Source organism: Clostridium bowmanii, assembly GCF_018861315.1.
GTDB classification, from domain to species: domain Bacteria; phylum Bacillota; class Clostridia; order Clostridiales; family Clostridiaceae; genus Clostridium_AD; species Clostridium_AD bowmanii.
The window spans coordinates 1-12,907 of the sequence record NZ_JAHLDL010000059.1; the positions used below are offsets into that span (position 1 = coordinate 1).

The following is a 12,907-nucleotide window of genomic DNA, read 5'->3' on the forward strand; positions in this document are numbered from 1 at the left end:
TTGGATTGTCTATCGCTAAATTGATTGTGGATATACATAAAGGAAGCATAAATGTAGAAAGTAAGGAAGGTATCGGAACAAAAATAATTGTTATATTGAACACCTAGATCTCAGAATTATCTGTTTTCTAGGTATTTTTTTATATAATTATATAATTTTTAAGCGATTCTTGCAATTATAGTTTTATATTGGAATAAATTATGGAGCTCAGTTGTGGAATTCTTTAAAGCAAAACCCTCAGGTATAAAATTCTGGACTAATATTCTAGTTGCATTTATACCAGCTGCAGTCTTAGGATTTCTTTTTAATGATAATATAGATAAATATCTATTGAATCCAACCACTGTAGCTTTGGCATTAGTAGTTGGTGGAATTCTCATGATTATTATAGAGCATAAATTTAGGAATGAGGATAAAACAAAAAGTGTCGAGAAAATAAGTATAAAACAGGCATTTAAAATAGGTTGCTTTCAGTGCTTTGCATTATGGCCAGGTATGTCTAGGTCAGCATCTACTATAATGGGAGGTTGGATTAGTGGTGTTTCTACAGTTGCTGCAACGGAGTTTTCATTTTTTTTAGCAATACCAACTATGGTTGGCGCTACAGCATTAACCCTATTTAAAAATGGAATGAATTTTAGTAGTGGAGAAATTATTATTTTATTTATTGGGTTTGTAACTGCCTTTTTAGTAGCACTAATTGTGGTTGAAAAATTTGTTTCTTATTTAAAGAAAAAACCTATGAAATTTTTCGCCATTTATAGAATAATTGTTGGTATAGCATTACTATTTATAATAAAATTTGGTGGTATTTCATTATAAATATATAATATTAAATTGGGAATGTTTAATAAAAAATGATACTGTAAATATACTTGAAAATATATTGCCACCCAAAAATAATTAAGAGTGGCAAAAGGGTTGCATATATACCAATTCAACGGGCCGGTTACTTGTAAAACCTAGTTATTTCAATGCTAGTTTACATATTACTCCACTTGCGTTGTAAGTTTCTTCATAACATCCCTTAACTTAACCTCGAACAAATCCTCAGGAGCTATTATTAAAATTAATTTTACGGAATTATCTGATTTATCCCATTTATATGCTTTAATATCCATAATAGCACCCTCTGGAACATATTCTTCAATGTCCATTGCAATTTCTTCTGCCAGTGAAAGGTATTCTTCAAATAATTCATCTTCCGTTAATTCATTTACATCACATTCTTCTTCCATTAAATCATTTAATGTATTTACACCTACACTTAAATTAAAAGCTAATGTATCCTCTCGTTTTGTACCTTTACTCATGTCCTTAACTACTTTAAACTCTGTGTTTTTTTCAATTATATTAATAATATCTTCACTACCTACTATTTCACTATTAAATTCTACGTACATTTCTATTCCTCCTTTTGAATCTCGATATCACCACATGATAAGTGGCCTCTTATTATATTATACTAAATTATTATGAGAAATCAATTTACTTATAGCTTGCAGATCAGCATTAAGATAATCTGCAATTTCTTTTAACCCTCAAAATCTGAAAAGCTCTAGCAGCTCTTCCTTTGTAAGTTTCCCCAAAACATGACTATTTGTAAGTTCCCCTGTAATTACACTGTCTATTAAATCTTTTTTATTTTCCTGAAGTAGAATAATTTTTTCTTCTATAGTTCCCTTAGCGACTAACTTTATTACTTCTACTACATCCCTTTGGCCGATTCTATGAGCCCTATCTGTTGCTTGATCCTCTACTGCTGGATTCCACCAGGGGTCAAAATGAATAACTAAATTTGCTGAGGTTAAGTTAAGGCCTGTTCCCCCTGCCTTTAGTGAGATTAAAAACACTCTTTTCTCTGAGCTGCTATTAAATTCATCTACCAATTTAATTCTATCCTTAGGTTTTGTTTTTCCATCTAAATAAAAGTAAGAAATTCCTTTTTTCTTTAAATTCTCACCTATATTTTTAAGTGCAGACGTAAATTGAGAAAATAATAACACTTTACCCTCTGAATCTATATGTTTTTCAATAAGTTCTGTTGCAACTTTCAGCTTTCCACTTCCACCTTTGTATTCTTCTATTACCAGTGATGGGTCCAAGCAAATTTGCCTTAGCTTAGTTAAATAAGAAAATACCTGTATTTTGTTGTCACTACTATTTTTCATTTTTTCCCTAACAGCTTTAATATATGCTTTATATACAGCCTTTTGAGCCCCTGTCATCTCAACAATAAATTTCTTTTCTATTTTATCTGGCAGGTCTTTCATTACTTCCTTTTTAGTTCTTCTTAATAAAAAAGGCTTAATTAACAATTTAAGTTCCTCTAAATCGCCCTCCTTACCGATTGTAAATTTACTTTCAAAAATTTCTTTAGAATATAAATAATTTGGCATTATAAAATCAAAGATAGACCAAAGTTCAGTTAAATTATTCTCCATTGGAGTTCCTGTTAATGCGAATCTTACCTTAGCTTTAACTTCTTTTATAACTTTTGTGTTTTGAGCTAAATAATTCTTTATGTTTTGAGCCTCATCTATAATACAAGCATCAAAAATAATATCATTATATTGCTCTATATCCATTCTTAGAGTTCCATAAGTCGTTAATATAACATCATAATCTTGCATATAATAAATTATTTTATGTCTTTCACTCTTTTCTCCATGCACAATGCCTACCTTTATGCTAGGTGCAAATTTTTCTAATTCTGCCTTCCAATTATAAATAAGGGAGGTAGGACTAATTATAATAAATTTTTTATTTTCTTCAGATAGGAGGAAAGCTATGGTTTCAATAGTTTTACCGAGACCCATTTCATCAGCGAGTATCCCTCCAAAACCTAATGCCCTCAATCTTTTAAGCCATTTAAAACCGTCAATTTGATATTCTCTAAGTTTAGCCTTTAAATTAGCTGGCACGCTAATATCCATATTATTTATATTTACTAAATTATTTTCTATATCCTTTAACACTTCAATGCCTTTGATAAATTGAAGGTCTTTTGTTTTTATCTTTTCATTTAAATATAATGCCTTATTTTTATCTATTTCTATTAAACCATTTTCATCGTTTTCCTTTGTAGTTAATGATATTAATAAATTAAAAAAGTTCTTAACTCCTTTATCTTCAAAATCCAGAAAATTGTTATTGCCAGTCTTGTAGAATTTGTTATTTTGCTTAAATGATGTGAGCACACTGTCTAGCTCCCTATTGTTAATATCATGTATACTATAGGACAAATCATAATAATCATCCTTCTCATGAAACTCAGCTTCAATTGCCGTAGAATCATAAATCTTTCTGTGTTTAAACCCTTTTCCAAAGGTAACATTTCCTAGGCAATGTAGATTATTTTCACTTTTACTTAAAATATCAAATAATTCCTCATCTCCACCTATAAAAAGTAACCTTTCATTTCTTTTTATAAACCTAAATCTCTCAAGCGACCTAAGGATTTTTTCTTCTTTTTTATAGTCCCGCAAAATCGTTTTATTAATTTTATCGTCCTTTAATATGTTGATTGTCTTATTAGCATAAACAATTTTTATGTCGCAATAAATATTATCCCCATTGCCATATATGTGAAACTCGGGTTTTATAAAATTCGATGCAAAGATTTTCACCTCTTGACTAATATTTACATTACTTGAAATGCTACTTAGGAAAGCTATAAGTTTGTTATAGTTTTCTATGTCCTTTCTGTATATAATTTCACCATTTCTTTTTAGCTTATCATATAGAAGAATATATCTTGCAACCTGATTTCCCGATGGTAGATAAAGCTTCCAATTAAATAAATACACATCATTCTTATCATTTAAAGACACTGGAAATTGCTTATGGGTTGTTAGAACAAAATATTCTTTTCTACTTTTTAGTGTAAAGGTTATGGGCAAATCCGCCTTCAAGATTGGAGCTTCAAATTCAAAGCTATCATAATTAAATTTAATTTTCTCCCCCTTAACCCCTTCTAAGAAAGTTCTTAAATCTATAGGGTTAATCTTCGTTTTTCCATTTCCTATTGCTTGTTGAGCTTCATAATAAATCGGTCCTTTTGAAACCTTACGAACCAATCTTATATAACTATTATTACCTTTACTACTTAGATTATTTTCTTTGAACTTTTCTTGATTCACGTTTTGTTTTATTTTTTGATTTATCTCAGTCTTTTGATTTATCTCAGTCTTTTGATCTATTTCAGATTTTTGATTTAACTCTGATTTTTGTTTTTTCTCAAATTTTTTTGATGTTGCTCTGCTAAAAAAGCTATATGCCGTAGCAGTTATATGGCTACACATAAATAAATAGCCTGTATTAGAACTTTCTTTAAAATTCTCACAAGTACATTTTACACTATCTAATTTTCTCTTTAATAAGTCTATTTTTATATGGGTATTTAACTCACCAGTCTTAGTTTCATTGCTAACACACCCATAAATATGATATATACTTTCAATTTTCGTTCCTTTAATTTTAGTAACCAATCCACTATTAAAAGCCCTTTCGCCTTCACTTCTCATTAAAATAGAAGATGACTTAAATACTATATTCTCTAAATCTTTTAACTTCAAAAAATCACCTCCATATTAATGTTAGGTAGTTGCAAAAGGTATACTGTGCCATATCTTTAATAACTTTTAAAATAATTGAAAACATACTTTCTGTATTTTTATAAATTATATTAATTATAACACTTCCAATGAAAGTTGATATGATAATTTAATTATCTTTCGATTGCCATTTTAAATTAGGTAGCACACTTTTTTAAAGGGACTGCCTTAAAATAGAAATTACTTTCTATTTTAAAACAGTCCCTTTTACTTACAACTTACATCTTGCCATTTGCCACGTGTATGACACCTTATTACTTTTCTTACTTGCCACTTGCCACGTGGGTGTCAACTCTTTTGCTTTTACTTTACCACAACTGAAACCCCATCTGGTATCACTGTTATTTTTGCATCATTTCCTTTTATTTCAAAAGCCAATTTAAGCGCTTTTTCAAAGGTAGTTGCATGTTTCATATGCATTTTTGTTATCATCTCAGGGTCACACATATCTGTAACAAGAATCACAGTATGCGTGTCCAGTATTCTGGCAAGAATTTGAAATTCCCATTGATCTGGAGCTGTATCATTTCTTCCTACTTTAAGCACCCTATCAAGAACTTCTCTTGGATTTTTTGCATTAGCTATATTGTCATAAAAGGACTGTCCACCATGTCCATCATTACAAGCAGACACCATAATTATAACTCCGCCATCCTTGCAAGTAGCTTCAGCTGCGGTCATACCTTTTACAGACTGGTATATGTTCTGATCAAGTGGATATCCTCCATTAGTTGATATAACTATATCTGCTTTAACAGCTTTCACAGATGCAAGTTCCATAACAAATTTACATCCCTTTTCATGTGCAAGCTCACTATCTCCTGCAAAAGCATTTATAACCTTTTTATTACTGTCAATAACAACATTTAATATGAATGCTAGTTTCGCCTCTTTTGCAGCATAAAGCATATCCTTATGAATTGGGTTATTTATAATAACTCCAGACCGTGCATATTCACTTGCTATAAATTCAGAGCAATGATTTGCCATAACTGTTTTTGCAGATGCCACTCCAGGAAGAACACTTTTACGTCCTCCTGAAAACCCAGCAAAAAAGTGTGGTTCTATAAAGCCTTCTGAAATTAAAAGTTCAGCTTCCATTGCTATTTTATTAAGCAATAATTCTCCACCAGAAGGAAGAGTTCCGACGCTTACCATACTTGCATAATCCTCTGATACATGATTTATTATAACTTCATTATCTACTATATCCTGTCCAAACTTATCAATCATTTCTTCCCTTGTTGTCGGTCTATGAAAACCAGTGGCAATTAATATTGTTATTTTAATTTTAGGATTTGCGCCTCTGATTCTGGAAAGTAGTATTGGAAGTGTTACTTTACTTGGTACAGGTCTTGTGTGATCACTGGTTATTAGTACTAAGTTTTTTACACCTTTAACTAGCTCTTCTAATTTTGCACTTCCAATAGGATTATCCAGTGCCTTATTTACAATTTCCTGCTGAGTGCTTTCTACCTTGTATGCATGAGCTTTTGATTCGAGTATTGCTACCAAATTTTTATCTGGCAAATCAATATCCAAGAACTGTTTTGAATATGGTATTTTAATTTTATTCATTTATTATCATCCTTTCTACATTGTAAAGAATTTTGCTCCGAAGTACGTAATTAATCCTAAGATTGTTACATATGCAAGGCAGAATTTTAAAGTCGCCTTTAATATTTTACCTTCAGCTCCTACAAGTCCAGTGGCTGCTGTGGCAACCGCAATACTTTGAGGAGAAATCATTTTACCTGCCGTGGCACCACCGGTATTAGCAGCGGCTAACCAATAAGGACTCATGTGTAAGTTTTTCGCAACTTCAACTTGTAACGGTCCAAAGAGTACATTCGCCGAGGTATCACTACCAGTTACAAAGGTTCCTAGTGCGCCTATAACTGGAGCAATTAATGGATAAAAGCTTCCTGTTGCTGCAACTAAGACTACCGCAATAGACGTTATCATACCGCTATAGCTCATTACCTTTGCAAGCGCAACTATGGAAAGTATTGTTATTGCAGTCTTGCTCATTTGCTTGCAAGTATCTATAAACACTTTTGATATTTCTTTAAACTTAGCTCCTTGAACGATGCCTCCTATAAATGTAGCAAGTATTATAAGTGTTCCTGGATTAGCAATCCATGTAAAGGTACTAAGTTTTGCATGAGGACCAGTATATATTTGAAGTGAAGTTTTTATAGTTGATAAAGGTTTATTAATCCATGGAACTAGAGAACTTGTGATTAATATAAAAGTCAAAATTAAGATAAATGGCACCCAGGCTATAAATCCTTGTTTTAAAGACACATTAACCTTATCTTTGGCTGCAGTTTTTTTATAAAATACTTTAGCTATTACAACTGTTACAATAATACATACTATTGACCCAATTAGTGCTGGAAGTTCCGCTCCAATATATTTCGCTATTAAAAGTTCTGGGATTGCAAAAGCTAGGCCTGAGGCTAGACAAATAAACACAACTCCCTTTATAGCCTTTACACTTTTACCTGTGAGCATTACTAGTACTAAGGGTAATAGTACAATTAATACAAATAACTGAATTCCAACCGCATAACTTAATGTAACGGGATCGATTGCTGCAACTTTTGCTAGTGTTGTCACAGGGAGTCCTATTGCTCCAAAAGCTGTTGGTGTTGTATTTGCAATAAGACATATTATTGCTGCAAATATAGGATCAAAACCAAGTGCAGCTAAAATACTGGCAGGTATTGCTACTGCTGTACCAAAGCCTGCAATTGCTTCAAGAAATCCACCAAAACCCCAAGCAACAATTAATACCAGTATTCTTCTATCTGTAGTGATTCCTGTCATCATATCCTTTATTACGTCCATACTTTTTGTATGTATGGAAAGGTTGTATGTAAATACTGCCGCTATTATTACAACAATTATTGGCCATATGGCCATTGCTGCACCCTCAAGTGTTGCTGTAAGAGCCTGGCTAATTGGCATCTTCCAAACTATAATTGCAAGTATTATTGTAATTACAAGTGTAATGGAGCAAGTTTTATGTCCTGGCATTTTTAAAACACCCAGGGACACCATAAGCCATACAATGGGGATAAGTGCTATGAAAAATAATAAATAATTGTTCATCTTTTATTATCTCCTTTACTTAGTAAGATTTGTAATATTTCTGAAATCGAATACATAAGATTGTTTTTATATCATCAACATCTTTAAAAGATATTGATGATATAATTTGTTTTATTCACAAACCTTGCCTGGATTTAATATATTTTTAGGATCAAATGCCATTTTTATATTTCTCATAAGTTGTACATATACAGGTCCTAATTGTTCAAGCATATATGCTTTCTTCGCAAATCCAATTCCATGTTCACCAGATACTAAGCCTTTTAGCTGCCTTGACTTACTATACATTGCTTCAAATACTTCAGCAATCTTCTTTTCCCATGCTTCATCTGAAAGAGCATCTTTTAATACATATACATGTAGGTTACCATCACCTGCATGGCCAAAGCTTCTTATTCTTACATTAAACTGCTTTTGAAGATCATTAGTATACCTAATAAACTGTGCGACTTTATTTCTTGGAACAACAACATCACATTCATCCATATCAGTAGTTGTTGCTTTAACAGCCTCAAGAAAAGCTCCTCTTGCAGACCAAACAGCTTCTTTTCTTTCATCTGTATCAGTTATAAATACATCAAGAGCGCCTTCTTCAAGACAAATGTTAGCTACTTTTTCATAAGCTCGTTCTATTTCTTCTATACTATTACCATCAAAAGTTAATAAAAGGTATGCATCTGATGAATTATCAGGGAATTTTTTCCCTAGGAATTCTTCAGCGGCAAGAATAACTTCTCTTTGCATAAATTCTATAGCAGTTGGTGCAGATTTTGATTTAACTATCAGTGGAACGGTATTTATTGCCATATCAAGATTTGGGAAAGGTATTAAAAGTGATACAGCTTTTTTAGGTAATGGGATAAGTTTTAATATGATTTTTGTGATTACACCCAAAGTTCCTTCAGAACCACAAATTAAATCTTTTATACTATAGCCAGTAGAATTTTTAACTACTTTTCCTCCAACTTCAAGTATTTCTCCACTTGGAAGCACTACTTCAAGTCCTCTTATGTAATCTCTAGTGACTCCGTATTTAACAGCTCTCATTCCACCTGCATTTGTATTTATGTTACCTGCAATTGTTGCAGATTTTTCACCTGGATCTGGTGGATAAAACAAATCAAACTCTTCAACATATTTGCTTATTTCCATTAAAAGTACCCCTGGTTCAAGAGTTAATGTTAAGTTATCTTCATCAATTTCAAGTATTTTATTCATTTTGGTCATATTCATCATAATTCCACCAAAAATTGGAACTGATGCCCCAACAAGTCCCGTTCCTGAACCTCTTGCTACAACTGGAATCATATTTTCAGATGCGTATTTCATAATTTTTGAAACTTCGCCCGTGTTGAGAACTTCAACTAACACCTCTGGCATTTTGCTTATTCCACCCATCTCATCATGGCTAAAATCATCATTTATTGCGTTCCCTGTAAACACTCTATCTTTACCCAATATTGACACTAAAAATTTTATATCATTAGCATCAAGTTTTTTATAATCCATAAAAGTACCTCCTCGATTCTTAAATTAGTGTAATTACTACCCTAGCTAATGCATGCACTAACTTACTTATTATTTTTAACTCCAGTTTAAATCATCATCTGGAAGTTGTAATATTAACGAACACAATACTCTGCTCCTGAGTTTTTAATATTTTCTATTAACTTTGGAACTATTTCATATATATCTCCCACTATTCCATAATGAGCTACATTGAATATAGATGCATTTTCATCCTTATTTACTGCAAATATACGTTCTGAACTATTCATCCCAGCTGTAAACTGAACTGCTCCAGAAATTCCAAGAGCTATTATTAGCTTCGGTTTAACTGTTCTTCCGGAAAGACCAATTTGTTTTTTAGCATCAATCCAACCAGCTTCAATTGTTGGTCTTGTCCCAGCTACTTGAGCATTTAGAATATCTGCAAGTTCCTTAATCATAGCCATATCTTTTTCTGATTTTAAGGCTCTACCAACTGCAACTATTACCTCTGCATCTGAAATATTTTCTTCCATTTCTTTTTTTGTAACCTTTAATACTTCGATATTTGAATGGAGTTTTGCTTTATCTATTTCGCAAATTGTAATTTTGCCCTTTGCATCGCATTGTTTTTCTGGGGCGTCCATTACCTTATATCTTACTGTAGACATTTGTGGTCTAGTATTCGGGCATAAGATTTGGGCCATAATATTACCACCAAAAGCAGGTCTTATCTGTACAAGGTCTGTATTTTCTTTCATTTTAAGCATTGTACAATCAGCTGTGAGCCCTGTTCTAAATCTTGCGGCTACTCTAGGTGCAAGTGATCTTCCAATAGTTGTAGCTCCAACTAGTAAAGATGATGGCTTTACCTTATTTATAAAATCTTCAAAAGCAGCAGTATAAGGTTCTATCCTAAACTCCTCTAACTCATCGTAGTCGTATACAAAGACCTCATCAACTCCATAATAAAGTAATTCTTCGGCTTTTTCTCTTATGTTGTGACCAATAAATACACAATACACTGGAAAATTTACAACTGCGGCAAGCTCTTTAGCTTTTCCTATAAGTTCCATTGTTACAGGATGTATAACTCCTTCTACATGGTCCACATATACTCCTATACCCTTCCATAAACTCTTATCAACCTGAGCGACCTCTGTTTCAATGAATTCCATTACTCCAGTCGGACCTTTTTTAACGCAAATCTTACACATTTTACAACCTGCATTAACTTCAATTTTACCGTCAACGTATTCAATAGCAGCAAAAGGGCAAACCTTTAACAATTCTTGAACGTTTGAATCGTTTACTTTCTCTTGGTTACAAATTAACTTACTCATGAGAATTCCACCCTTCTTTATACAAATTTTAACTCTTTAAGTTTAGCAGCTATTTTCAAACTAAGCTGAGCACCGGTACCTGTCCATGTTTCTCTATCATTATTTACAGATGGAGGAAATATTCTTTCAACCTGAGTTGGTGAACCATTAAGTCCATATTTCTTTTCATCTTTATCTTCAAAGTCATTTAATGTTATCATTTTTATTGCTCTATCTTTTGTGGCTATTTTCTTCCTATAAGAAGGAAGCCTTGGCTGATATATATCTTTATCTACAGTTAAAAGACATGGAAATTGAATCTGAGCAACTTCAATAGTATTTGCCATATCCATTTCTACAATAACCGATTTTTCTTTTAATTCTATTATCTTTAAAACGTTTGCAATGTGGGGAATACCTAAATATTCAGCCATTTCTGGTCCTACTTGAGCTGTATCTCCATCTGTAGTCTGCTTTCCACATAATATAAGATCAAATTTTCCCATTTGTTTTACACCTTGAGAAATTGTATAAGATGTAGCAAGAACATCTGCTCCTGCAAATTTTCTATCTGATATTAATGCACCTTCATCTGCGCCCATCATATATGCCTCGCGTATTACGTCCTTAGCTTGCGGTGGTCCCATAGTTATAACTTTAATTATTCCACCCTTTTGTTCTTTAATTTTAAGTGCTGTTTCTAATGCAAATAAATCAAAAGGATTCATTTTCGAATCTACCCCATCCCTTTTTAAAACACCTGTAACTGGATCTACTTCAACTTTTGAAGTTCCTGGAACTTGCTTTATACAAACTAAAATATCCATATATTTTCCTCCGATCATTCTTATAGAAAACTTAAAACTTATTAATGGTAGTATGGTCTGACCACCTTTGTAAACGATTATAGCACACTAATTATAATATTTCTATGATAGTTAAATAGTTAACAAAAATAATTATTTAATTCAAAAAAAATAAAAAATGAGAGTAATAGTTGTTATTACTCTCATTTTTATTTCTGCATAAAACTATATATTTCAAAATCAGCTTTCTTTTTTCATATACCTATTTGCAAAATCTAAATGTTCTCGCATTGCTTTTCTAGCAGCTGCTGAGCTGTGTTTTTCCATGGATAAGTATATCTCATTATGCTGATTAAAAAGTATGTCCTTATTCTCTTGATGAGCTAATATTAATTTTCTTGCATCCACAATAAAGTGATCTACAAGGGTTGAAACTGTTTTAAGAATATTAAAAATTAAAACATTTCCCGAGCATTCTGCAATCTTATAATGAAATTGTTTATCAATTTCAGAATTAATAGTTTCATCACTAGAATTCATAAATTTTTCAGTAATCTCTTTTAATTCTTTCAATTGCTCTACGGTTATCCTTTTAGAGGCAAGGCCTGCAGCCTCAACCTCAATGATCTTTCTAAGCTCCCATATTGCATCTGGATTACTACCTTCTAACATAAACATAATTGATAGTGGTTCAAATAAATTATCTTGAAAACTTGTTTTTATGTAATTGCCCTCTCCTTGTCTGCACTCAATAAGTCCAATAACCTCTAATGCTCTAAGTGCCTCACGAATAGAAGCTCTACTTACCTCTAACTGTTCAACGAGCTTCCTCTCCGAAGGAAGCTTATCTCCCTTTTTAAGTGTACCCTTATTAATCATATCTTTTATTTGATCTATTACCTGTTCATAAACTTTTGTGGTCTTGATTGGACTAAACATGTTGTTCCCCCTGAGTATATCTCCAAATGGTTATTTGTAAATCTAATGAGTTTTTCAATTGTGAATTTCTCCTTTCTAATATTCAAAATCCATATACTATATACACTATACCATAATATTTACAGTTTATTAGTTTGTTAATTTAAGCACAAAGTCTAGTGCCATCCACCTGGCATCTTTGCAACTATAAAATAATATTTGGATTAATAATTTTTAATAACGACTCTTAATTTATATACAACTACCTAAATTGTACCATACTTTTTTTAATATAGCATAGAATTCACACTTAAAATGGCTTAATTACTAACCATCTAGAGATATAATTGTATATAACTGTGCAAAATAAATTAACTATTCCCATCCACTTACAAATGTGATATACTACTATTACAATATATACCATATATATTGCTAGTGACATACCTCTATCCCTTAATCCATTGCATCGTTTCAGATTATTCTTAAATACTATATATCTAAAAAAGCTACACTTTAACGGGGGGGGGGCGGGCCGCCCCCCCAGCAAAGAAAAAAAAAAAATAAATAAAATTAATAAAATATTTAAATTTATTATTATTAAAAAAAAAAATTAAATAAAAAAATAAATATAAATATT

At 31.9% G+C, this 12,907-nt stretch carries 9 protein-coding genes; 1 reads left to right on the top strand and 8 read right to left on the bottom strand.

What is annotated here, in order from left to right:
• The first annotated feature begins 174 nt into the window (after positions 1-174).
• A complete protein-coding gene (locus KPL51_RS22115; RefSeq protein ID WP_312888828.1) occupies positions 175-822 on the top strand; it encodes an undecaprenyl-diphosphate phosphatase in 648 nt (215 codons plus the stop codon).
• 167 nt (positions 823-989) lie between these two features.
• On the opposite strand, the gene KPL51_RS22120 is transcribed toward KPL51_RS22115, so the two are convergent.
• The 8 genes from KPL51_RS22120 to KPL51_RS22155 all read right to left on the bottom strand — a co-directional run bounded on the left by KPL51_RS22120 (position 990) and on the right by KPL51_RS22155 (position 12,288).
• Positions 990-1,403: a hypothetical protein gene (locus KPL51_RS22120; protein ID WP_216166427.1), complete on the bottom strand. Its 414-nt coding sequence runs from the start codon at positions 1,401-1,403 to the stop codon at positions 990-992.
• Between the two features lie 138 nt (positions 1,404-1,541).
• Positions 1,542-4,577, bottom strand: a complete 3,036-nt coding sequence (locus tag KPL51_RS22125) for a DEAD/DEAH box helicase (RefSeq protein WP_224854400.1) — start codon at positions 4,575-4,577, stop codon at positions 1,542-1,544.
• 342 nt (positions 4,578-4,919) lie between these two features.
• Positions 4,920-6,194: a nickel-dependent lactate racemase gene (gene larA / locus KPL51_RS22130; RefSeq protein ID WP_216166429.1), complete on the bottom strand. Its 1,275-nt coding sequence runs from the start codon at positions 6,192-6,194 to the stop codon at positions 4,920-4,922.
• Positions 6,195-6,209: 15 nt separating this feature from the next.
• Positions 6,210-7,733, bottom strand: coding sequence for an L-lactate permease (locus tag KPL51_RS22135; RefSeq protein WP_216166431.1), 1,524 nt, complete (start codon positions 7,731-7,733; stop codon positions 6,210-6,212).
• Positions 7,734-7,844: 111 nt separating this feature from the next.
• Positions 7,845-9,242, bottom strand: a complete 1,398-nt coding sequence (locus KPL51_RS22140) for an FAD-binding oxidoreductase (RefSeq protein WP_216166433.1) — start codon at positions 9,240-9,242, stop codon at positions 7,845-7,847.
• 113 nt (positions 9,243-9,355) lie between these two features.
• A complete protein-coding gene (locus tag KPL51_RS22145) occupies positions 9,356-10,564 on the bottom strand; it encodes an electron transfer flavoprotein subunit alpha/FixB family protein (RefSeq protein ID WP_216166435.1) in 1,209 nt (402 codons plus the stop codon).
• Between the two features lie 17 nt (positions 10,565-10,581).
• A complete protein-coding gene (locus KPL51_RS22150; protein WP_216166437.1) occupies positions 10,582-11,370 on the bottom strand; it encodes an electron transfer flavoprotein subunit beta/FixA family protein in 789 nt (262 codons plus the stop codon).
• A 219-nt stretch (positions 11,371-11,589) separates the two neighbouring features.
• Positions 11,590-12,288, bottom strand: a complete 699-nt coding sequence (locus tag KPL51_RS22155; protein WP_216166439.1) for a FadR/GntR family transcriptional regulator — start codon at positions 12,286-12,288, stop codon at positions 11,590-11,592.
• Between the last annotated feature and the right edge of the window lie 619 nt (positions 12,289-12,907).

Coding starts and splice junctions, on each gene's coding strand:
- KPL51_RS22150 (WP_216166437.1), bottom strand. CDS start 11,370: ATGGATATTTTAGTTTGTATAAAGCAAGTTCCAGGAACTTCAAAAGTT.
- KPL51_RS22120 (WP_216166427.1), bottom strand. CDS start 1,403: ATGTACGTAGAATTTAATAGTGAAATAGTAGGTAGTGAAGATATTATT.
- KPL51_RS22145 (WP_216166435.1), bottom strand. CDS start 10,564: ATGAGTAAGTTAATTTGTAACCAAGAGAAAGTAAACGATTCAAACGTT.
- KPL51_RS22155 (WP_216166439.1), bottom strand. CDS start 12,288: ATGTTTAGTCCAATCAAGACCACAAAAGTTTATGAACAGGTAATAGAT.
- larA (WP_216166429.1), bottom strand. CDS start 6,194: ATGAATAAAATTAAAATACCATATTCAAAACAGTTCTTGGATATTGAT.
- KPL51_RS22135 (WP_216166431.1), bottom strand. CDS start 7,733: ATGAACAATTATTTATTATTTTTCATAGCACTTATCCCCATTGTATGG.
- KPL51_RS22140 (WP_216166433.1), bottom strand. CDS start 9,242: ATGGATTATAAAAAACTTGATGCTAATGATATAAAATTTTTAGTGTCA.